This window comes from Pseudomonas migulae (assembly GCF_043225285.1).
Taxonomy (GTDB): domain Bacteria; phylum Pseudomonadota; class Gammaproteobacteria; order Pseudomonadales; family Pseudomonadaceae; genus Aquipseudomonas; species Aquipseudomonas migulae_C.
The window spans coordinates 506,444-525,629 of the sequence record NZ_CP171224.1 but is presented as its reverse complement, the minus strand read 5'-3'; the positions used below and the strand labels follow the sequence as shown (position 1 = coordinate 525,629).

General features: G+C 60.0%; 23 protein-coding genes. 12 read left to right on the top strand and 11 right to left on the bottom strand.

Annotation, left to right across the window (positions count from 1 at the left end; translation table 11 throughout):
* Positions 1-85 precede the first annotated feature (85 nt).
* Positions 86-1,057 carry a L,D-transpeptidase family protein gene (locus tag ACF6ZU_RS02525; RefSeq protein WP_392890359.1) on the top strand — a complete coding sequence of 324 codons (972 nt, stop codon included), beginning with the start codon at positions 86-88 and terminating at the stop codon, positions 1,055-1,057.
* A gap of 123 nt (positions 1,058-1,180) precedes the next feature.
* On the opposite strand, the gene oprI is transcribed toward ACF6ZU_RS02525, so the two are convergent.
* Positions 1,181-1,432: an outer membrane lipoprotei OprI gene (gene oprI, locus ACF6ZU_RS02520; RefSeq protein WP_002553018.1), complete on the bottom strand. Its 252-nt coding sequence runs from the start codon at positions 1,430-1,432 to the stop codon at positions 1,181-1,183.
* A gap of 640 nt (positions 1,433-2,072) precedes the next feature.
* Between oprI and ACF6ZU_RS02515 the strand changes: the two genes are divergently transcribed.
* Complete coding sequence (locus tag ACF6ZU_RS02515) at positions 2,073-2,360, top strand: GNAT family N-acetyltransferase (RefSeq protein WP_008057026.1); 288 nt, start codon at positions 2,073-2,075, stop codon at positions 2,358-2,360.
* A gap of 60 nt (positions 2,361-2,420) precedes the next feature.
* Here the strand turns inward: ACF6ZU_RS02515 and ACF6ZU_RS02510 are convergent, their stop codons facing one another.
* On the bottom strand, positions 2,421-3,497 hold the full coding sequence (locus ACF6ZU_RS02510; RefSeq protein ID WP_392890358.1) for a 3-deoxy-7-phosphoheptulonate synthase: 1,077 nt from the start codon (positions 3,495-3,497) through the stop codon (positions 2,421-2,423).
* Between the two features lie 162 nt (positions 3,498-3,659).
* Positions 3,660-4,103 carry a PilZ domain-containing protein gene (locus ACF6ZU_RS02505; RefSeq protein WP_392890357.1) on the bottom strand — a complete coding sequence of 148 codons (444 nt, stop codon included), beginning with the start codon at positions 4,101-4,103 and terminating at the stop codon, positions 3,660-3,662.
* Here ACF6ZU_RS02505 and ACF6ZU_RS02500 point away from each other — a divergent pair.
* From ACF6ZU_RS02500 to cysB, 5 genes are all read left to right on the top strand, one after another.
* Positions 4,102-4,488, top strand: a complete 387-nt coding sequence (locus ACF6ZU_RS02500; RefSeq protein ID WP_392890355.1) for a thioredoxin family protein — start codon at positions 4,102-4,104, stop codon at positions 4,486-4,488. The genes ACF6ZU_RS02505 and ACF6ZU_RS02500 overlap by 2 nt on opposite strands.
* Positions 4,485-5,441, top strand: coding sequence for a putative 2-dehydropantoate 2-reductase (locus ACF6ZU_RS02495; protein WP_392890354.1), 957 nt, complete (start codon positions 4,485-4,487; stop codon positions 5,439-5,441). Before ACF6ZU_RS02500 ends, ACF6ZU_RS02495 begins: the two co-directional genes overlap by 4 nt.
* Before the next feature lie 26 nt (positions 5,442-5,467).
* On the top strand, positions 5,468-6,373 hold the full coding sequence (locus ACF6ZU_RS02490; protein WP_392890352.1) for a 5'-nucleotidase: 906 nt from the start codon (positions 5,468-5,470) through the stop codon (positions 6,371-6,373).
* Between the two features lie 95 nt (positions 6,374-6,468).
* Positions 6,469-6,972 carry a universal stress protein gene (locus ACF6ZU_RS02485; protein ID WP_392890350.1) on the top strand — a complete coding sequence of 168 codons (504 nt, stop codon included), beginning with the start codon at positions 6,469-6,471 and terminating at the stop codon, positions 6,970-6,972.
* Between the two features lie 113 nt (positions 6,973-7,085).
* Positions 7,086-8,060: an HTH-type transcriptional regulator CysB gene (gene cysB, locus ACF6ZU_RS02480; RefSeq protein WP_008148549.1), complete on the top strand. Its 975-nt coding sequence runs from the start codon at positions 7,086-7,088 to the stop codon at positions 8,058-8,060.
* A gap of 8 nt (positions 8,061-8,068) precedes the next feature.
* Here cysB and ACF6ZU_RS02475 read toward each other — a convergent pair whose 3' ends face one another.
* Together ACF6ZU_RS02475 and ACF6ZU_RS02470 are read right to left on the bottom strand one after the other, a co-directional pair.
* Positions 8,069-8,551 (bottom strand): transcription elongation factor GreAB, encoded by a 483-nt coding sequence (locus tag ACF6ZU_RS02475; protein WP_392890348.1) that lies wholly within the window; start codon positions 8,549-8,551, stop codon positions 8,069-8,071.
* Positions 8,552-8,553: 2 nt separating this feature from the next.
* Positions 8,554-8,964, bottom strand: coding sequence for a hypothetical protein (locus tag ACF6ZU_RS02470; RefSeq protein WP_392890346.1), 411 nt, complete (start codon positions 8,962-8,964; stop codon positions 8,554-8,556).
* A gap of 124 nt (positions 8,965-9,088) precedes the next feature.
* Here ACF6ZU_RS02470 and earP point away from each other — a divergent pair, with 124 nt between their 5' ends.
* Together earP and ACF6ZU_RS02460 are read left to right on the top strand one after the other, a co-directional pair.
* Complete coding sequence (earP, locus tag ACF6ZU_RS02465; protein ID WP_392890344.1) at positions 9,089-10,246, top strand: elongation factor P maturation arginine rhamnosyltransferase EarP; 1,158 nt, start codon at positions 9,089-9,091, stop codon at positions 10,244-10,246.
* A 48-nt stretch (positions 10,247-10,294) separates the two neighbouring features.
* Positions 10,295-10,864, top strand: coding sequence for an elongation factor P (locus ACF6ZU_RS02460; RefSeq protein WP_007943632.1), 570 nt, complete (start codon positions 10,295-10,297; stop codon positions 10,862-10,864).
* 224 nt (positions 10,865-11,088) lie between these two features.
* Here the strand turns inward: ACF6ZU_RS02460 and ACF6ZU_RS02455 are convergent, their stop codons facing one another.
* The 4 genes from ACF6ZU_RS02455 to ACF6ZU_RS02440 all read right to left on the bottom strand — a co-directional run bounded on the left by ACF6ZU_RS02455 (position 11,089) and on the right by ACF6ZU_RS02440 (position 14,409).
* The gene (locus ACF6ZU_RS02455) at positions 11,089-12,105 is read right to left on the bottom strand and encodes an alpha/beta hydrolase fold domain-containing protein (RefSeq protein WP_392890342.1); all 1,017 of its coding nucleotides are present in this window, start codon (positions 12,103-12,105) and stop codon (positions 11,089-11,091) included.
* Positions 12,106-12,137: 32 nt separating this feature from the next.
* A complete protein-coding gene (locus tag ACF6ZU_RS02450; RefSeq protein WP_008031409.1) occupies positions 12,138-12,557 on the bottom strand; it encodes an organic hydroperoxide resistance protein in 420 nt (139 codons plus the stop codon).
* Positions 12,558-12,921: 364 nt separating this feature from the next.
* Entirely contained in the window at positions 12,922-13,383 is a 462-nt protein-coding gene (locus tag ACF6ZU_RS02445; protein ID WP_392894003.1) for a MarR family winged helix-turn-helix transcriptional regulator, read from the bottom strand.
* A gap of 69 nt (positions 13,384-13,452) precedes the next feature.
* On the bottom strand, positions 13,453-14,409 hold the full coding sequence (locus tag ACF6ZU_RS02440) for a LysR family transcriptional regulator (protein ID WP_392890341.1): 957 nt from the start codon (positions 14,407-14,409) through the stop codon (positions 13,453-13,455).
* A 126-nt stretch (positions 14,410-14,535) separates the two neighbouring features.
* On the opposite strand from ACF6ZU_RS02440, the gene ACF6ZU_RS02435 reads away from it, so the two are divergent.
* Positions 14,536-15,270, top strand: a complete 735-nt coding sequence (locus ACF6ZU_RS02435; RefSeq protein ID WP_392894001.1) for a sulfite exporter TauE/SafE family protein — start codon at positions 14,536-14,538, stop codon at positions 15,268-15,270.
* Here the strand turns inward: ACF6ZU_RS02435 and ACF6ZU_RS02430 are convergent.
* Positions 15,260-16,114 (bottom strand): LysR substrate-binding domain-containing protein, encoded by an 855-nt coding sequence (locus ACF6ZU_RS02430; protein ID WP_392890340.1) that lies wholly within the window; start codon positions 16,112-16,114, stop codon positions 15,260-15,262. The two genes, ACF6ZU_RS02435 and ACF6ZU_RS02430, sit on opposite strands and share 11 nt — an antisense overlap.
* A 96-nt stretch (positions 16,115-16,210) precedes the next feature.
* Here ACF6ZU_RS02430 and ACF6ZU_RS02425 point away from each other — a divergent pair, with 96 nt between their 5' ends.
* Both ACF6ZU_RS02425 and ACF6ZU_RS02420 read left to right on the top strand, forming a co-directional pair.
* Positions 16,211-16,426, top strand: coding sequence for a DUF1127 domain-containing protein (locus ACF6ZU_RS02425; RefSeq protein WP_392890339.1), 216 nt, complete (start codon positions 16,211-16,213; stop codon positions 16,424-16,426).
* A gap of 64 nt (positions 16,427-16,490) precedes the next feature.
* Positions 16,491-17,720 carry a winged helix-turn-helix domain-containing protein gene (locus ACF6ZU_RS02420; RefSeq protein WP_392890338.1) on the top strand — a complete coding sequence of 410 codons (1,230 nt, stop codon included), beginning with the start codon at positions 16,491-16,493 and terminating at the stop codon, positions 17,718-17,720.
* A 104-nt stretch (positions 17,721-17,824) separates the two neighbouring features.
* Here ACF6ZU_RS02420 and ACF6ZU_RS02415 read toward each other — a convergent pair whose 3' ends face one another.
* Positions 17,825-19,171 (bottom strand): class II 3-deoxy-7-phosphoheptulonate synthase, encoded by a 1,347-nt coding sequence (locus ACF6ZU_RS02415; RefSeq protein WP_392890337.1) that lies wholly within the window; start codon positions 19,169-19,171, stop codon positions 17,825-17,827.
* Positions 19,172-19,186: the final 15 nt, after the last annotated feature.

The window sequence follows — 19,186 nt, the reverse complement described above, 5'->3', positions numbered from 1 at the left end:
CTATCGGTGCGTCTCCCCGTATACCCGAGCTCCGGTGTACAATCCCGTTCTTATACCCTAGTCGATCATGCGAAGGATTTTCCGGATGTTGCCGCGCTTTCCTGCCGTCACCCGCTGCCTGACCCTTGCCGCCGTTTGTATGGCAGGCCCCGTAGCCGCATTGGAGTTGCCCCTGCCACCGCCTGGTGAAGACATCATCGGCCAGGTCCAGGTTATCAAGGCCAAGTACGAAGACACCTTCGCCGACCTTGGCACCACCTACGATCTGGGCTATTCGGAGATGGTTGCGGCCAACCCTGGCGTCGATGCCTGGCTGCCGGGCGCCGGCACCGAGATCGTGCTGCCGACACGCTTCATCCTGCCACCGGGCCCGCGTGAAGGCATCGTCATCAACCTGGCTGAATACCGCCTCTACTACTTCCCGAAAGGCCGAAACGTGGTCTACACCTTCCCGCTGGGTATCGGTCGTGAAGGCTGGGGTTCGCCAATCGCCCACACCAGCATCATCGCCAAGACGCCGAACCCGACCTGGACCCCGCCAGCCTCGATCAAGGCCGAACACGCTGCCGACGGTGACCCGTTGCCAAACGTCGTACCGGCCGGTCCGGACAACCCGCTGGGGCCGTTCAAGTTCACCCTGGGCACACCGGGCTACCTGATCCACGGTTCGAACAAGAAGTTCGGCATCGGCATGCGCACCAGCCACGGCTGCTTCCGCATGTTCAACAACAACGTGCTGGAAATGGCCACCATGGTTCCGGTTGGAACGTCGGTGCGCATCATCAACGACGCCTACAAGTTCGGCAAAAGTGGCGGCAAGGTTTACCTGGAGGCGCACACGCCGCTGGACGACAAGGGCAACCCGTCGGTGGTCGACAAGCACACGGCGGTGATCAACGCGATGCTCAAGCGTGAAGACATCACCAACAACCTGCGCATGGACTGGAACGTGGTCCGTGATGTGGTCGCCGCTGAAGACGGCTTGCCAGTGGAAATCGGCGTGCCGAACGGCTCCGCGCCGATGGTGACGAGCGCACCGCTCGACCCGCTGCAGTAAGGCTTGAACAGAACCCGCCGGTGCAGGCAGCATCGGCGGGTTTTTTTATGGCCGATACAAAACGCAGGCAATAAAAAAGCCGACCCAAAAATGGGTCGGCTTGATAACAATCCCGAGGGATTATTACTTGCGGCTAGCTTTGTCCAGCATGCGCAGAGCGCGCTCGTTAGCTTCGTCAGCAGTCTGTTGTGCTTTTTGAGCAGCAGCCAGAGCTTCATCAGCTTTACGGTAAGCTTCGTCTGCACGAGCCTGGGAGCGAGCAGCTGCGTCTTCAGTAGCAGTCAGACGTGCTTCGGTTTCTTTCGATACGCTGCTGCAACCGGTAGCCAGAACTGCGGCCAGAGCCAGAGCAGAGAATTTCAGAACGTTGTTCATCGTGTTCCCCTTCAAGGACTTTCTATTAAGTAGCTGTCTCCTCAGAGTGAGGAAATAGCCGGCGTACATACTACCCATTACTTGTCGTAAGTAAACTGACGTAAAGCAAGAAGCAAAAAAAATTGTAGGCGTTGATTCTTTTTCGAGCAACTTTTACTTGCATCTGATTAAAAAATATCCAGCTGCAAGGCCCGCGCAGAGCGAGTTGGCACGAAAAAGTTCCCGCCTGCTGCGACTGTTTTCCCGGTCTAGGCTAAAGTCTGCCTATATGGATTCGTCTACACTTTTGTTCGGGATTTGCGCGGTGCCTCTCATATCTTTCTCCTAGTTGAGGTGACTTAAAAGAAAGGCGCTCGTCTTAAGTCTCAACATCCGGCAATGTTCAGGCGATCGACCCCCGCAGATCTTTGGTCGAGCCGCCCCTGCTTCACCCGGAGCAGCACCGGTCCAACCCCGTATGATGACGAGCGTACCTTGAGCATTTCTGCCAATGGTGCCTACTATTTGTACGTGCTCGGTTGCGCGAGATCGGTGCAGCTCTTCTCGGTGTCCATTCAGGCACGGGGTGGCGTAGATGTTCCTTCGCCGGAAAAACATCGGTAAGGTAGGGGTCAGAATAAAAGACCCGCGAGGAGTAGTGATGAGTGAGGCGTTGTCCATCCACCATGACCAGGCTGGTCATCAGTTCGAGACCAATGTGGACGGTCATCGTGCCTACCTGACCTATATGGATCTGGGAAAACAGACCCTGGATATCTATCGCACGTTTGTGCCCAATGCCTTGCGTGGCCGCGGCATTGCAGCAGCCTTGACCGAGAAGGCGCTGGAGTACGCCGAGGAAATGGGCTACACCGTCATTCCTTCGTGTTCCTACGTGGAGCGCTACATGGAGCGCCACCAGCGGCACGCGGCCAAATTGAGCCAGTAAAACGAACGCATAAAAAAACGCCGGGTTTAGCCCGGCGTTTTTGTGTGCGCTGAACAGTGATCAGGAACGATCGCGTTTCGGCAACACATCCTTGAGCTTGGCATGCATGCTGCGCAAGGTGTTCTCGGTCGCGGACCAGTCGATGCAGGCATCGGTGATCGACACGCCGTATTGCAGGTCGGCGAGGTCTTTCGGGATGGCCTGGCAACCCCAGTTGAGGTGGCTTTCGACCATCAGGCCGATGATCGACTGGTTGCCTTCGAGGATCTGGTTGGCGACGTTCTCCATCACCAGTGGTTGCAGGGCCGGGTCCTTGTTGGAGTTGGCGTGGCTGCAATCGACCATGATGTTCGGCTTGATCTTGGCCTTGTTCAGCGCTTGTTCGCACAGTGCGACGCTGACCGAATCATAGTTCGGCTTGCCGTTGCCGCCGCGCAATACTACGTGACCGTAGGCGTTGCCCTTGGTGGTGACGATCGACACGCCACCTTCCTGGTTGATCCCCAGGAAACGGTGCGGGCTGGAAACCGATTGCAAGGCGTTGATCGCCACGGTCAGGCCGCCGTCGGTGCCGTTCTTGAAGCCGACGGCCGAGGACAGGCCGGACGCCATCTCACGGTGAGTCTGGGATTCGGTGGTGCGCGCGCCAATGGCCGACCAGCTGATCAGGTCCTGCAGATACTGCGGGGAGATCGGGTCGAGGGCTTCGGTGGCGGTGGGCAGGCCCATCTCGGCCAGGTCCAGCAGCAACTGACGACCAATGTGCAGACCGTCCTGAATCTTGAAGGAGTCGTCCAGGTACGGGTCGTTGATCAAACCTTTCCAGCCGACGGTGGTGCGCGGCTTCTCGAAATACACGCGCATGACCAGATACAGCGTATCGGACACTTCCGCAGCGAGCACTTTCAGGCGCTCGGCGTATTCGTGGGCGGCCTTGATGTCGTGGATCGAGCAAGGCCCAATGACGACGAACAGGCGGTGGTCGGTGCCATCAAGAATGTTGCGAATGACTTCGCGACCCTTGGTGACGGTGCGCAGGGCAGCGTCGCTCAGAGGGATATCACGCTTGAGCTGGTCGGGAGTGATCAGCGTCTCGTTGGAGGCGACGTTTAGGTCGTTGATCGGTAAATCAGCCATCGTTTACTCGTCAGGTCACGGGTGCCGGCCGCCAGCGAACCCGCGCGGCGGAGCACAGCAAATTTAAGCGCGTCGGGGAGCGGAACCTTAGCGCGTTACACCGTGGCTCGACAATGGGCAGACGCCGGTTTTAGGGGCATTCTCGCGAATTGCGAACACCCTTCAGTCCAACACCGCTTGTGCAAATGCCTTGCGAACCGTGTCGTGAGAGAACTCGTCGGCGTGCTGCTGCACCCATTCGAGGGCCAGGGCCTGGGTTTCCTGCAGATCGTCATGGGCGTCATGCAGGCGACAGTAACGTTCGATCTGGCAGACCTGTTCGCCCATCCGGGCACTGAACATCATCTGCTCGTCAACGAAGGCAATGCCCACCAGATAGCCGCGCTTGCGTCGCAGGCACCAGGCCACATAGCCCAGGTAGCGCAAGTCGGGGTTCAGCGTCGGCATGCGAACTTCCAGCGCCGTGCCGTGACGCCAGGCGCGGTGGTAATTGCAAGCCATGCCCCCGAGGCTGATAGTGTGCAGCTGTTGCCGTGAAATACACTCTGGTTTGAGCAACGTTAATTCGACGGGTACATCGTCAGGATGAGGAATAAAACGTCCCATGAGCACGGACTCCATGTGTCGGCCATCTGACATTGTTTCCCCCAGTATAGTGGTCGAATTGGAACTGACCGATTTCGACGCCGACCAACGGTTGCTGGCGATGAGCGGCGTATCGCTGGTGATTTTCACCAGCGTTGGCTGCGCCAGCTGCCGTTTTGCCCGTGAGCAATTGCCCAGGCTCGACCTGCATGTCGATCGTTTGTGCTGGATCGATGCCGGGGACAATGGCGGGGTGGTCCAGCGTTATCAGGTCTTTCATTTGCCGGCGCTGTTTGTGGTGCGCGACGGTGAGTTTTTCGGGGCCCTAAAATCGCGCCTGACCGGCACCGAGCTCAATGCGGCCGTGGATCAGGCGTTGACCAGAACAGCAGAGGAGTTGCCATGACGGGTGCAGTTGCCAGGCCGACCATCGGGATTATCGGAACCGGTGCGATCGGAGGTTTCTACGGGTTGATGCTGGCGCGGGCCGGTTTCGATGTGCATTTTCTGTTGCGCAGCGAATTTTCGGCAGTGGCCGAACGCGGGTTGCAACTGGACAGCGCAGTGCACGGTGCGCTGACCCTGAATCCGGTGCAGGCCTATTCGTCGGCCGAAGACATGCCGCCCTGCGACTGGTTGCTGGTCGGCGCGAAGACCACCAGTAATGCCGATCTGGCACCGGCGATCATTCAGGCCGCCGCGCCGAACGCCAAGGTGCTGTTGCTGCAGAATGGCCTGGATGTCGAAGACAGTCTGCGCGCCTTGCTCCCCGACACTCTGCACCTGCTCGGCGGGCTGTGTCTGATCTGCGTCCATCGCACCGGCCCAGGCGCGATCACCCATCAGGCCCTGGGCGCGGTGAACGTGGGTTATCACAGCGGCCCCGCCAGCGATGATCAGGCGCGCATGGCGATTGTCGAGGAGGGCGCCGGGCTGTTCCGCAGCGCCGGCATCGACTCCCAGGCCATGCCGAATCTGCATCAGGCACGCTGGCAGAAACTGGTCTGGAATATCCCTTACAACGGCCTCTCGGTACTGCTTGGCGCGGGCACCACGCCGTTGATGGCCGATGCCGACAGCCGGGAACTGATCAAGGCGCTGATGGCCGAAGTGGTGCAGGGCGCCAAGGCCTGCGGTCACGACATGCCGGCCGGTTATGCCGACTATCTGTTCATTATGACCGAGAAAATGCCGGACTACTGGCCGAGCATGTACCACGATTTCCTGCACAAGCGACCGCTGGAACTGGCAGCCATCTACGCCCGGCCATTGGCGGCGGCCAAAGCCGCCGGATGTGAGTTGCCGCGGATCGAGGCGCTGTATCGCAGTTTGAGTTTTATCGATCGACGAAACACCTGAGTCGATCAACCCGAGGGGGGAAGGGCATGGCAAAGACGATTGACGACAAACTGGTGCTGGCGATTTCTTCGCGTGCGCTGTTCGATCTGAGTGAAAGCCACAAGGTGTATCTGTCGAGCGGCGTCGAGGCTTATCGGCAATACCAGATCGAACACGAAGACGAAATCCTCGAGCCCGGCGATGCGTTCCCACTCGTTGAAAAACTCCTCAACCTCAATACCAGCCTGGGTCGCGCCCGGGTCGAAGTGATCCTGGTGTCGCGCAACAGTGCCGACACCGGGTTGCGCGTGTTCAACTCGATTCACCACTACGGACTGGCGATTTCCCGTGCGGCGTTTGTCGGTGGGCGCAGTCCGTATCCTTATCTCAAGGCGTTTGGTTGCGATCTGTTTCTGTCGACCCACGCCGAAGACGTGCGCAGCGCGCTGGATGCCGGGTTCGCGGCGGCGACCATTCTCTCGGGCGGTGCCAGCCGTGCCGCGAGCGATGAATTGCGGATTGCCTTCGACGGTGACGCGGTGCTGTTTTCCGACGAGTCCGAGCGCATCTATCAGGCCGGGGGGCTGGAAGCGTTCCAGGCCAGCGAGCGTGAAAGTGCCCGCGAGCCTTTGCGCGGCGGGCCGTTCAAAGGCTTTCTCGCGGCGCTCAACCTGTTGCAGCGCGAGTTTCCGGAGGACGCCTGTCCAATCCGCACCGCGTTGGTCACCGCGCGTTCGGCACCGGCTCACGAGCGGGTGATCCGCACCTTGCGCGAGTGGGACATCCGCCTGGATGAATCGCTGTTTCTCGGCGGGCTCACCAAGTCCGCTTTCCTCGAAGCCTTTGCCGCCGACGTGTTTTTCGATGACCAGGCCGGCCATTGCGAATTGGCCCGCGAGGTGGTCGCCACCGGCCATGTGCCCCATGGCATAAGCAACGAGCAAAAGGTTTAAGCCCACGGTTCAACGCGTTACGCGGGACGTCGCACTCGCCAAGGCACTGCTAAGCTGAATCAAATCTCCGCCATGTTGGCACTCGAGGAGGTCATATGATTCGTTCGATGCTGTATGCCACTGACCTCGGCCTGTACGCCCCATTGGTGATGCAGCATGCGCTGGAACTGGCTCGAACTTTCAATGCCGATTTGTACGTGGTGCACGCAGTTGAACCGATGGGGCTGTTTGCCGAGTCGGTGCTTCAGAGTTACCTCGACGAGCAGGCGTTGAACGAGTTTCACAGCCAGGGCTTGAACACGGTGATCGCCAATATCGAGCAGCGCGTGCTCGACAGTTTCCGTGAGGAGCTGGGGGAGGAAGGGGAGCACGACCTGGAACGGATACAAGCGGTGCGGGTGCTTCAGGGCGATCCGTCGCAGGTCATTCTCGACCAGGCTCAGAAACTCTCTGTGGATTTGTTGATCGTAGGTAGTCATAGCCATGGTGCTGGCGCGGAAACGCCTTTGGGCCGGACCGCAGCGCGGGTATTGCAGTTGGCTCGGGTCCCGGTCTATCTGGTGCCGCTGGTGGAACGGCGCCGCCAAGGGGATCGCTAGAACACGAATAGTGGCAAATTGATAAAAAAGTTCTAGATTTATTCTTCAAACCATTAATATAGTTATATACCGTCGCTGATGCCCGTGGCGTCTACCTGCTTTGAGGGATTCATATGAAGCTTCAACAATTGCGCTACATCTGGGAAGTGGCGCACCACGACCTCAACGTTTCCGCTACAGCCCAAAGCCTCTACACCTCGCAACCGGGTATCAGTAAACAGATCCGCCTGCTGGAAGACGAATTGGGCGTCGAGGTCTTTGCCCGCAGCGGCAAGCACCTGACCCGCGTCACTCCGGCCGGCGAGCGCATCATCACCACCGCTGGCGAGATCCTGCGCAAGGTCGAGAGCATCAAGCAGATTGCCCAGGAGTTCTCCAACGAGAAGAAAGGCACCCTGTCGATCGCCACCACGCACACCCAGGCGCGTTATGCGTTGCCGCCGGTGATCAGCAACTTCATCAAGCAATACCCGGACGTTGCGCTGCACATGCACCAGGGTTCGCCGATGCAGATCGCCGAAATGGCTGCTGACGGCACCGTCGATTTCGCCATCGCCACCGAAGCGCTAGAGCTGTTCGGAGACCTGGTGATGATGCCGTGCTACCGCTGGAACCGCTGCGTGGTCGTGCCTCAGGGCCACCCGCTGACCAAGCTGTCGAAGCTGACCCTCGAAGCGCTGGCCGAATACCCGATCGTGACCTATGTGTTCGGTTTCACTGGCCGTTCCAAGCTCGACGAAGCATTCAGCCATCGCGGCCTGACGCCGAAAGTGGTGTTCACCGCAGCCGACGCCGACGTGATCAAGACTTACGTCCGTTTGGGCCTGGGCGTGGGTATCGTGGCGAAAATGGCGGTCGACGCCAAACTCGACAGCGATCTGGTGATGCTCGATGCCAGCGATCTGTTCGAGTCCAGCATCACCAAAATCGGTTTCCGTCGCGGCACGTTCCTGCGTGGCTTCATGTGCGACTTCATCGAGAAGTTCGCTCCGCACCTGACCCGCGAAGTCATGGCCAAGGCTATCCAGTGCCACAACAAGCAGGAACTGGAAGAGCTGTTCGACGGCGTCGAACTCCCAGTCCATTAATCCGCGTATTAGATTACCTCGGTAACAGAAAACTGTTGCCGAGCACCCGCCACCAGAATCTCCACCTCGTCCCCTTCGAACTTGCCCAGCAGGCTTTTGCCCAGCGGTGAGCGAGGGGTGATGACGGTAATCAGCTGCCCCACCAGATCGACCTTCAGCCCCGCCGCGTCGGGCGCCAGAAACAGCCATTGCTCACGACCCTTTTCGTCTTCCAGGCCGAGCAGGGCGCCGACTTCGATGCCGCGCCGGTCGTCATAACGCCGCAGCGCGAGGTTCTGGCACAGCGCCAATGATTGCCTGATTTCCTCGACCCGTTTTGCCTGTCCGGCGGCCAGATAGGACGCTTCCAGCCCCAGCGTGTCGTATTTTTTTTCGGCGATGTTTTCTTCGTGGGTCGCGGTTTCGTAAGCGGTTTGCGCGGCACGCTCGGCGATGTCGAGATCGACCCGCAGCTTGTCGATAATCAGTTGGTGGACGGTTTGCTTGTTCATGATCAATCGCAGAATTGCAGGACGTTGGCGCGGCTTTTTTCGTTCGGTGCCGTGCGGTCCTGTTGCAGCCAGAACTGGCAGTTGGGGTTCGACAGGTTGCGGTTGCTGCTGCGGGCCTGATCGAGCCGTTGCGCCTGTTCGTTCTTGCGCAGGTTTTCTTCGTACTGCTGGAAGATCGGGCTCTGCGGCGGAATGTCCGGCTCCGGTTGCACCACCACCGGCGGTTGCGCCAGTTGCTCGATCGCTTGTGCGACGGGCGCCAGTTGCTCGCTGAACAACAGGCGAGAGGCGAGCCAGCAGGTCAGCGCGATGGCGAGAAACCCCAGCCACAATCCGAGGGCAATGCTGCCGATCAGTTGCAGAGCGTTGAGCTGGATCGGCAAGTGACGGCGCGGTTTGGAACGATAGGGCATGACGGCCTCCTGGCGGCTGGTCGCGGGCGAGTGGCGATTGTCGCATGAAGATTAATCGCCGTCGGCTCTTCTGCACGGGGTAATTTATGCGGACAATCGGCGCCTTTGCCAACGGGAGCCTGGAATGCCTGATATGCCTCAAATGAAAAACCACAGGCGCTGGGATATTTTTTGCACCGTGGTCGACAACTTTGGCGACATCGGTGTGACCTGGCGCCTGGCCCGGCAACTGGTGGCCGAGCATGCCCTGGAAGTGCGCTTGTGGGTCGATGACCTGCGGGCCTTCGAGCGACTTTGCCCGGGCATCGACATTCACGCCGCGCAGCAATGGCAGGAAGGCGTCGACGTCCGCCATTGGCCCGCCGACTGGCCGCCCACCGACGCAGCAGACGTAGTGATCGCCGCCTTCGCCTGCCAGTTGCCGAGCGTCTATATGGACGCCATGGCCGCCCGCGAAAAACCGCCCCTGTGGCTGAACCTCGACTACCTGAGTGCCGAGGACTGGGTTGTCGGTTGCCACGGCTTGCCGTCGGTGAAGTACAAGAATGTGCAGAAGTACTTCTTCTTTCCGGGGTTCCAGAAGGCTACCGGCGGCTTGCTGCGTGAGAGGGGATTGCTTGAGGATCGTAGGGCTTTCCAGCAGGATCCCGTCGCCCGGCAAACATTCCTGCAAGGTTTGGGGATCTATCACGCACAAGGCGCGCAGTTGATCTCACTGTTCGCCTACGAGAATGCGGGACTGGCAAGCTGGTTGAACGTGCTGGCGGCGGATTCGGTTCCCACGCATGTGCTGGTGCCCGAAGGCAGGATCCTGGGGGATGTCGAACGTTGGCTCGGCGTCGAGGGATTGGCGGCGGGTGCCCTGCATGTGCGCGATGCCCTGACCGTGCAGGTGCTGCCGTTCGTCCGACAGGATCAATATGACCGGCTGTTGTGGAGCTGCGATTTCAACGCCGTGCGCGGCGAAGATTCGTTTGTCCGTGCGCAATGGGCGGGGCGGCCGCTGCTCTGGCACATCTATCGCCAGGACGAAGACATTCACCTGGACAAGCTCGAAGCCTTCCTGACGCTGTACACAAAAGGCCTTTCGGCACCCGCCTGCGAGGCGATCAGCGGTCTATGGCGGGCGTGGAATGCCGGGCATGATATGTCCGGTCACTGGCTGACTGTCCGTAAACACTGGCCCGAACTGCAAAAACATGCCGAAGCGTGGTGTCTGGAACAGGCCTTGCAGGCGGATCTTGCCGCAGCGCTGGTACAGTTTTACCTAAATTGGATATGATACGCGGCCTAGATTTTTGTAAATCCCATCCAAATTCGGATATTCGCAATGAAAACTGGTAAAGAACTGAAACCCGGTACCGTGATCCGTCTCGAAAACGATCCATGGTTGGTTCAGAAAGCTGAATTCACCAAATCTGGTCGTAACAGCGCGATCATGAAGACCAAGCTGAAAAACCTGCTGACCGGTTACAAGACCGAGATCGTTTACAGCGCCGACGACAAACTGGACGACGTAATCCTCGACCGCAAAGAAGCGACCCTGTCCTTCATCAGCGGCGACACCTACACGTTCATGGACACCACCGACTACACCATGTACGAGCTGAACGCTGAAGACATCGAAGCCGTTCTGCCTTTCGTTGAAGAAGGCATGACCGATGTTTGCGAAGCGATCTTCTTCGAAGAGCGTCTGGTTTCCGTAGAACTGCCGACCACCATCGTGCGTCAGGTTGACTACACCGAAGGTTCCGCTCGCGGTGACACTTCCGGCAAGGTGATGAAGCCTGCCAAACTGAAGAACGGTACCGAACTGTCGGTTGCTGACTTCATCGAAATCGGCGACATGATCGAGATCGATACCCGCGAAGGCGGTTCCTACAAAGGCCGTGCTAAATAAGCACTGCTTCAGGAATGAAAAAGCCCGACCATTGAGTCGGGCTTTTTTGTGCCTGAAATTCCGGGTTCAACGATGAACCCTGTGGGAGCGAGCCTGCTCGCGAAGGCGGTATCACATACATCATTGATCTCGACCGATACACAAACCTGTAGGAGCCGGCTTGCCGGCGATGGCGTCCTCAAGATCGCTATCGCCGGCAAGCCGGCTTCTACAGGTAAGCGGTGTTACTTCTTCAGGTGTTGCTTCAGTTCTTCCGACGCTTGCAGCATCGCCGAGCGCACCGCCGGCACCTGGCTCACCACGTTCAGCAAACCGTAGTCGTGAATCATGCCGTTGTAACGAACCGCCGTGACCGGCACACCGGCCTCGTCGAGTTTGCGTGCATAGGCTTCACCTTCATCGCGCAGCACATCGGCACCGGCCGTCTGCACCAGCGCAGGTGGCAAGCCCTTGAGTTGTGCGGTGGTCGCCCGCAGCGGTGAAGCGTAAATCTCGTTCCGTTGCTTGGCGTCGGTGGTGTAGTTGTCCCAGAACCACTTCATCATGTTTTTGGTGAGGAAGTGCCCTTCGGCAAACTGGTTGTAAGACGCCGTTTCAAAGTTCGCATCAGTCACCGGCCACAACAGCACCTGGAATTTGATTGCCGGGGTGCCCTTGTCTTTGGCCATCAGCGCAACCACGGCTGCCATGTTGCCGCCGACGCTGTTGCCGGCTACCGCCAGGCGTTTGCCGTCGACATTGATTTCCTTGCCGTGCTCGGCCACCCATTTGGTAGCGGCGTAAGCCTGGTTGATCGCCACCGGGTAATGCGCTTCCGGGGATGGGGTGTAATTGACGAAGACCGCCGCCGCACCCGAGCCCGTGACCAGGTCCCGAACCAGCCGTTCGTGGGTCGGGAAGTCCCCCAGCACCCAGCCACCGCCGTGGAAGAACATGAACACCGGCAGCTCGCCCTTGACCCCGGCCGGCCGGACGATGGTCAGGCTGAGCGGTTGGCCGTCGACTTGAATGGTCTTCTGGCTGACATCCGCTTTTGGCAGTGTCAGTTTCACCCCCGCCTGGGCGCCCACCAGCACGGCGCGGGCATCGGCAGGCGTCATCTGTTCCATCGGTTTGCCGGTACCGGCGTTCAACACATCGAGGAACGCCTGGGTGTTGTGTTCAACCCCGTCGCCCGCGAATGCGCTGTGGATGGACAGGGCGAGAAGGGTACCGGTCAAGACTTTGCTGAAAGTGTTCATGTTCGTTTCCTGTTCGGTCTTGGGGTCTTCGGTTAGACGGTTACGTGCAGGCGCACTTCGACGTTGCCGCGAGTGGCGTTGGAGTACGGGCAGACCTGGTGAGCCGCATCGACCAGGGTTTGCGCGTCGGCTTGTTCAAGACCTGGCAGGCTGATGTGCAGGTCGATGTCGAGGCCAAAACCACCAGGAATCTGACCGATGCCAACGTGGGCAGTGATCGAGGCGTCAGCCGGGATGCTGCGTTTGGTCTGGCTGGCGACGAATTTCAGTGCGCCGATGAAGCAGGCGGAGTAACCGGCGGCGAACAGTTGCTCAGGGTTGGTGGCCGCGCCGCCAGCACCGCCGAGTTCTTTTGGGGTAGCCAGTTTGACGTCGAGGATGTTGTCGCTGGAAACCGCACGACCGTCACGGCCGCCAGTGGAGGTTGCGATTGCGGTGTAGAGAGTTTGCATGATGTAGGCCTCGTTTCGGGTTTGGTTTGTTTGCGCTAAATGTTTGCGCGCTAAGTAAGTGCGAGGTGAATGTATCGCGCAAATATTTAGCGCGCAAGATAAATTTTGAAAAAAGTCACGGACGAACAAAGGGAATGTCGAGGGAGGGGTGGCAAGACCGCTGATCTAGAGCCGTCGAAGCGGCTTTCTTCGACGCGGGTTTTTTTTCAGAGAAGGGGGAAGTCGAGCAGAAGCGGCAGCAACACCGAAACCTTGTAGGAGCAAGCTTGCTCGCGATGGCGGTCTGCCAGTCAACATCTACGCTGAATGACGCACCGCGATCGCGAGCAAGCTTGCTCCTACAGGGATCGTTGGTGTCTGGGGGTTAGAGGCTGTCTTGCAGATTGCTGCGCAGTACTTGCAACTCCGCCTGCAGTTTCTGCAAGCGCTCCAGCGTCATGCCGCTGGCGCCGAGGATGCATTGGGGAACGCCTCGCGCCTTGTCCCGCAGGGCGCGGCCCTGTTCGGTGAGTTCGACAATCACCACCCGTTCGTCCTCACGGCTGCGGGTGCGGCTGAGCAAGCCTTCGGCTTCCAGGCGCTTGAGCAGCGGGGTCAGTGAGCCGGGATCGGTCAGCAGGCGTGTGCTGATTTCGCCGACAGTCAGACCATCCTTTTCCCACAGCACCATCATCGCCAGGTACTGCGGATAGGTCAGCCCCAACGCCTGAAGCAATGGCTTGTAGACCTTGGTCAGCAACAGCGAGGTGGAATGCAGGGCGAAGCAGGCCTGATTGTCCAGCAGCAGGTCGTCGCAGTTGTCCGTGGTGTCGCGTTCGGTGGTCATTTCGAAGCCTTGATCAGTGATCTTCATGAATCTAGCGGGCGAATGTTTAATGCGCCAGATAATTCTGACCTAGTGCCGGTCAAGATTGCTGCGCAAGGCCAGGTCCCAGGGCGGAACAGGGCTGAAGCGGGACTTGAGGTATTCCAACAGCAAACGGCTGCGGGAATTGGGTTGCTGTTCCAGACGCAAAGCATAGATGCCGGTGGTTTCCGGTTCGGGCAGGCCGTTTTCACAGAACAGCGGCACCAGCTCGCCGCGCAGCAGGTATTCGCTGGTGAGCCAGGTCGGCAAATGCGCGATCCCGAGTCCGGCCAGTGCGCCGCAGACTAATGCCTCGGCGTTGTTGGCACTCATGCGGATGCGCCCCGGGCGGTGCAGATGCAACTGGCCGTCACGTTCGAACCGCCAGGCGAACGGTGGCGCCAGTCCATCCCAATCAAGGCCCTCATGTTCACTCAACTGGGCCGGATCGGTCGGCAAGCCCCGGCGTTGCAGGTATTCCGGGCTGGCGCAGGCGATGCGCACCATGCTCGCCAGCGGCGTGGCCACCAAACGGGTGTCGGCCATCTGCCCGGCGCGCAGCACCAGATCGACCTTACCCAGGTTCAGCCCCTGCATGTCGACAAAGCTTTCGATCAGGTGCAACTGCACATCGAGGCCGGGGTACAGCATCAGAAAGTCGGCGATCACCGGTGCCAGGTGTCGCCGTCCGAACGCGGCAGGGGCATCGAGTCGAATCAGGCCTTCCGGTGCGCTGCTCAAGGAAACGGCTTCGGCCCGGGCCAGTTGCAATTCGGCAACGATTCGCCGCGTACGCTCGGCGAACGCCAAACCGGCCGGCGTGGCCCGCACCGCATGGGTGCTGCGGATGAACAACTGGCTGCCGACGGCATTTTCCAGGCTGTCGATGCGTCGCGCCACCGCCGAGGGCGTCAGTGGATGACGGCGCGAGGCCGCGGAAAAACTGCCGGTTTCAAGTACATCGAGAAACAGGCCCAGTTGTTCGGTTAATTGATTGGGATTCATGGCGCGATCAATGCTTATGCGAAGTTGGCACAGCCATTGTGCGTTGCTGTGCGTTTCCCCGCCAGCGACGACTGCGTAGGATGAAAGGCCTGAGATAAAAGGAAATCGGCCGTGATCGAGTTTTTGATGTACCTGGTATTTGGCGCCGCCCTGGGAACCCTGGGCGGCTTGTTCGGCATTGGCGGCGGGCTGATCGCCATTCCGTTGCTGGGTGTGTTGTTTGGCCTCGATCAACAGATGGCCCAAGGCACCGCGTTGGTCATGGTGGTGCCGAATGTGATGCTGGCGCTGTGGCGATATAACCAGCGCAACAAAATCGAGCTTCATCACGCGTTGCCGCTGGCGGCGATGGGTTTTTGTTTTGCCTGGATCGGTTCGATCTGGGCGGTGGGCATCGACGCGCAAAGCATGCGCGTCGGATTCGTCGCGTTCCTGGTGGTGTTAACGGCGTTCAATCTGCTGCGAATGTTTTCCGCGAGCGCGCCTGCTGCTTCGCGGATGAAATACGGATGGCCGTGGCTGGGTGTGCTCGGCGCAGCGTCGGGCACGATGGGTGGCCTGTTCGGCGTCGGCGGTGCCGTGGTAGCGACGCCCGTGCTGACCAGCGTGTTTGGTACCAGCCAGGTGGTCGCCCAAGGGCTGTCGCTGGCGCTGGCACTTCCGAGCACCGGCGTCACGCTGGTGACCTACGCGGTGCATCAAGAAGTGGATTGGCAGGTCGGCGTGCCGCTGGCCGTCGGCGGGTTGCTGAGCATCAGCTGGGGCGTGAAGATCGCCCACGCCATGCCAGAGCGTTTGTTACGCGGGCTGTTCTGCGGCTTCCTGGTGCTGTGCGCGGTGATGCTCGCCTTTAAAGTTTGAACCCTTCGACGATGTGTTCCGCCAGGCATTCAGTGATCGGCGATGGATTGTGCAGGTTGCGCAGCAGCATGATGCTGGCCTCGGGCAAAATGGGCAGGTCCTCGGCCTCACCGAGAATGCGCAAGTCCGGGGTGATCAGGCTTTCCAGTTGCGCGGTGACGGCCAGGCCGGCGCTGACCACCGCCATGATCGCCGACAGACTGGAGCTGTTGTAGGCCACGCGATAATCGCGGCCCATGGCGTCCAGCGCATTGCACGCCCACAACCGGCAGAAGCAATCACTGTTGAACATCGCCAGCGGCAACGGCGTCTGCTCGTGGGCGCTGTAGCACTGCGCTTCCGCCCAGACGAACCGTTCCTTGCGCAACAACTGGCCGATCTCGTTGCCCGGCTCGCGCGTCACGATCGACAGGTCGAGGTCCTGACGCAGCAGCAATTGTTTTGATGATTCGCAGTGAACCTCGATCTGGATCAGCGGATACGACTGGGCAAAGCGCCGCAGAATGCCCGGCAGAAAACGCATCACGTAATCGTCCGGCGTGCCGATGCGCACCGTGCCGACCATGTGCGGTTCGCGCAAGGTGTTGAACACCTCGCTGTGCAGTTTCAGGATGCGCCGGGCGTAACCCAGCAACACCTGGCCTTCGGCAGTCAACCGCACTTGCCGGCCATCGCGCTGAAACAACTGGCGCTGCAACACATCTTCTTCCAGCCGCTTCATCTGCATGCTCACAGCGGACTGCGTGCGGTTGACCAGTTCCCCGGCGCGGGTGAAACCGCCCTGGTCGGCGATGGCGACAAAGGTGCGCAGCACTTCGGTATCGATACTTGGGAAGGCGGACATTCATCAATCTCCGAGATGTGTTGCATCAGAAACATTCGTTGGATTGATCTTAGCTCCGGCGTGACACTTGAGCCATCCCAAACGGAGGGCAACAAGATGAAAGGTCAAAAAGGTTATGTCGACGTAGAAAAACATTCCATCCACGTGGTCTCGGACCTGTTGCACAAGATCGGTCGCTGGTACGAATTGCACCGTGAGCGTGAACTGCTGGCGGGCATGAGCGACGAAGCGTTGAAGGACATCGGGCTCAGTCGTGCGGATGTCGAACACGAAGCCATCCGCCCATTCTGGGATGACCCGATGCACAAATGAGTAACCCACAACTACACAAACCGTCTTGCGGTGAGGTAGGTTGCGAGCAGACAAGGAGACGCTCATGCCCGCAACGCTGTCCTTTTCCATCAAACAGGCTCGACGCCTGGCGCTGGTCGCCCAAGGATTCAACGGGCGCCAGCCGCCAGCGGCGATCAAACCGGTACAACTCAATCGCCTGATCGAACGGCTGGGCATTCTCCAGATCGATTCGGTCAATGCGCTGGTGCGTTCGCACTACCTTCCGCTGTTTTCCCGCCTCGGCAACTATTCATCCGATTTGCTCGACCAGGCCGCCTGGAGTTCGGGCCGACGGCGCACGCTGTTCGAATACTGGGGCCATGAAGCTTCGTTACTGCCGCTGTCGATGTACCCGCTGATGCGCTGGCGGATGCTGCGTGCGAGCCGGGGCGAAGATATCTATCAGCAACTGGCGCGATTCGGGCGAGAACAGCAGGAAACCGTTCGCCGGGTGCTCGCTTCGGTCGAGGAACTCGGCGCGCTCGGTGCCGGCAGTCTCTCGACCCGCCAGGAGCGGGCAGGACCGTGGTGGGACTGGAGCGCGGAAAAGCATGCGCTGGAATGGTTGTTCGCCGCTGGCGAAGTGACCGTGGCCGGCCGCCGCGGGTTTGAGCGACTGTATGACTTGCCAGAGCGGGTGATTCCGCCAGCGATCCTGCAGCAACCCTTGCTCACGGAAGCCGAGGCCCAGCGCGGCCTGTTGCTGCACGCGGCGACTGCCTTGGGTGTGGCGACGGAAAAGGACCTGCGTGATTACTTTCGCCTGAATCCCGGCGATGCGCGTCCCCGCTTGGCGGAACTGGTGGAAGCGGGCGAGCTACAGTCCTGCGAGGTTCAAGCTTGGCGGCAACCGGCGTTTTGCCTGCCCGAGCCGAAAGTGCCGCGCAAGGTTGAGGCCAGTGCCTTGCTGTCACCTTTCGATTCGCTGGTCTGGGAACGCAGCCGCACCGAGCGGTTGTTCGATTTTCGCTATCGGCTGGAGATTTACACACCGGCGGACAAGCGGGTGTATGGCTATTACGTGTTGCCGTTCTTGCACAATGAGCGGATTGCCGCGCGGGTGGATTTGCGTGCGGAGCGGGCGTTGGGGCGGTTGGCGATTCACGCCGTGCACGAGGAAGAGCCGGGGCTGGACGAGGAGGGGATGCGGGCGCTGGCCGTGAATTTGCGGCGGATGGCGGATTGGCTCGGGCTGGAGCGGGTGCAGTTGAATTGCCCGCGGGCGAGTGCGGCGCGGTTGCGGGTGGCATTTGCGGAAATAGGGGTTGCCTGAGCTGACGCTATCGCGAGCAGGCTCGCTCCCACATGGAACCTTGTCCGAAGGGACAACTCGGTCAACTGTGGGAGCGAGCCTGCTCGCGATTGGCGGGTCTCGGTCTACCGCCGGACTTGCTTCAAAGTCTCGGCAATCAGAAACGCCAACTCCAGCGACTGATCCGCATTCATCCGCGGGTCGCAATGGGTGTGATACCGGTCCGACAACCCATCCTCGGTAATCGGCCGCGCACCACCGATGCACTCGGTCACGTTCTGCCCGGTCATTTCGATGTGAATGCCACCGGCATAACTGCCTTCCGCTTCGTGCACCTGGAAGAACTGCTTCACCTCGCCGAGGATCTGCGCAAAGTCGCGGGTCTTGTAGCCGCTGCTGGCCTTGATGGTGTTGCCGTGCATCGGGTCGGAACTCCAGAGCACCTGCTTGCCTTCACGCTGCACCGCGCGGATCAGCGCCGGCAAATGATCGCCGACCTTGTTCGCGCCCATCCGCGCGATCAAGTTCAAGCGGCCAGGATCGTTGTCCGGGTTGAGCACGTCGATCAGGCGGATCAGATCGTCCGGGTTCATGCTCGGGCCGACCTTGACCCCGATCGGGTTGTTCACCCCGCGCAGGAATTCGACATGCGCGCCATCGAGCTGACGGGTGCGGTCGCCGATCCACAGCATGTGCGCCGAGCAATCGTAGTAGTCGTTGGTCAGGCTGTCGCGACGCACGAAGGCTTCTTCGTAGTTCAACAGCAGCGCTTCGTGGGCGGTGAAGAAGCTGGTTTCGCGCAGTTGCGGCGAGCTGTCCATGCCGCAGGCGCGCATGAACGCCAGGGTTTCATCGATGCGGTCGGCGAGGTGGCTGTACTTCTCGGCCAGCGCCGAGTTGGCGATGAAGTCCAGGTTCCACTTGTGCACCTGGTGCAGGTCGGCAAAACCGCCCTGGGCGAAGGCGCGCAACAGGTTCAGAGTGGCGGTGGACTGGTGGTAGGACTGCAGCAGGCGTTCCGGGTCCGGCACGCGGCTTTTTTCGTCGAAACCGATGCCGTTGACGATGTCGCCACGGTAGGCCGGCAGGGTCACGCCGTCGATGGTTTCATCGTTGGCCGAACGCGGCTTGGCGAACTGCCCGGCCATGCGCCCGACCTTGACCACCGGGCAGCCGGCGGCAAAGGTCATGACGATTGCCATCTGCAGCAGCACCTTGAAGGTGTCGCGGATTTTCGCGGCGGAGAACTCGGCGAAGCTTTCGGCGCAGTCGCCGCCTTGCAGCAGGAACGCGCGACCCTGGGTCACTTCGGCAAACTGACGGCGCAATTCCCGGGCCTCACCGGCAAACACCAGCGGCGGATAACTCGCCAGGGTTTGCTCGACCTGCTGCAAATGCGCGGCGTCGGGGTAGTGGGGTTGTTGCTGGATCGGCAGGGCGCGCCAGCTGTCAGGGCTCCAGGGTTGGCTCATCACGGTCTCGGTTGT

Bases quoted from the DNA above. Each gene is read 5' to 3' on its own strand.
- ACF6ZU_RS02515 (WP_008057026.1), top strand. From the start codon at position 2,073: ATGAGTGAGGCGTTGTCCATCCACCATGACCAGGCTGGTCATCAGTTC.
- ACF6ZU_RS02500 (WP_392890355.1), top strand. From the start codon at position 4,102: ATGAGCACGGACTCCATGTGTCGGCCATCTGACATTGTTTCCCCCAGT.
- ACF6ZU_RS02525 (WP_392890359.1), top strand. From the start codon at position 86: ATGTTGCCGCGCTTTCCTGCCGTCACCCGCTGCCTGACCCTTGCCGCC.
- ACF6ZU_RS02415 (WP_392890337.1), bottom strand. From the start codon at position 19,171: ATGAGCCAACCCTGGAGCCCTGACAGCTGGCGCGCCCTGCCGATCCAG.
- ACF6ZU_RS02505 (WP_392890357.1), bottom strand. From the start codon at position 4,103: ATGGGACGTTTTATTCCTCATCCTGACGATGTACCCGTCGAATTAACG.
- ACF6ZU_RS02440 (WP_392890341.1), bottom strand. From the start codon at position 14,409: ATGAATCCCAATCAATTAACCGAACAACTGGGCCTGTTTCTCGATGTA.
- ACF6ZU_RS02420 (WP_392890338.1), top strand. From the start codon at position 16,491: ATGCCCGCAACGCTGTCCTTTTCCATCAAACAGGCTCGACGCCTGGCG.
- earP (WP_392890344.1), top strand. From the start codon at position 9,089: ATGCCTGATATGCCTCAAATGAAAAACCACAGGCGCTGGGATATTTTT.
- ACF6ZU_RS02455 (WP_392890342.1), bottom strand. From the start codon at position 12,105: ATGAACACTTTCAGCAAAGTCTTGACCGGTACCCTTCTCGCCCTGTCC.
- ACF6ZU_RS02485 (WP_392890350.1), top strand. From the start codon at position 6,469: ATGATTCGTTCGATGCTGTATGCCACTGACCTCGGCCTGTACGCCCCA.
- ACF6ZU_RS02510 (WP_392890358.1), bottom strand. From the start codon at position 3,497: ATGGCTGATTTACCGATCAACGACCTAAACGTCGCCTCCAACGAGACG.
- ACF6ZU_RS02445 (WP_392894003.1), bottom strand. From the start codon at position 13,383: ATGACCACCGAACGCGACACCACGGACAACTGCGACGACCTGCTGCTG.
- oprI (WP_002553018.1), bottom strand. From the start codon at position 1,432: ATGAACAACGTTCTGAAATTCTCTGCTCTGGCTCTGGCCGCAGTTCTG.
- ACF6ZU_RS02435 (WP_392894001.1), top strand. From the start codon at position 14,536: ATGTACCTGGTATTTGGCGCCGCCCTGGGAACCCTGGGCGGCTTGTTC.
- cysB (WP_008148549.1), top strand. From the start codon at position 7,086: ATGAAGCTTCAACAATTGCGCTACATCTGGGAAGTGGCGCACCACGAC.
- ACF6ZU_RS02460 (WP_007943632.1), top strand. From the start codon at position 10,295: ATGAAAACTGGTAAAGAACTGAAACCCGGTACCGTGATCCGTCTCGAA.
- ACF6ZU_RS02495 (WP_392890354.1), top strand. From the start codon at position 4,485: ATGACGGGTGCAGTTGCCAGGCCGACCATCGGGATTATCGGAACCGGT.
- ACF6ZU_RS02425 (WP_392890339.1), top strand. From the start codon at position 16,211: ATGAAAGGTCAAAAAGGTTATGTCGACGTAGAAAAACATTCCATCCAC.
- ACF6ZU_RS02450 (WP_008031409.1), bottom strand. From the start codon at position 12,557: ATGCAAACTCTCTACACCGCAATCGCAACCTCCACTGGCGGCCGTGAC.
- ACF6ZU_RS02490 (WP_392890352.1), top strand. From the start codon at position 5,468: ATGGCAAAGACGATTGACGACAAACTGGTGCTGGCGATTTCTTCGCGT.
- ACF6ZU_RS02470 (WP_392890346.1), bottom strand. From the start codon at position 8,964: ATGCCCTATCGTTCCAAACCGCGCCGTCACTTGCCGATCCAGCTCAAC.
- ACF6ZU_RS02475 (WP_392890348.1), bottom strand. From the start codon at position 8,551: ATGAACAAGCAAACCGTCCACCAACTGATTATCGACAAGCTGCGGGTC.
- ACF6ZU_RS02430 (WP_392890340.1), bottom strand. From the start codon at position 16,114: ATGTCCGCCTTCCCAAGTATCGATACCGAAGTGCTGCGCACCTTTGTC.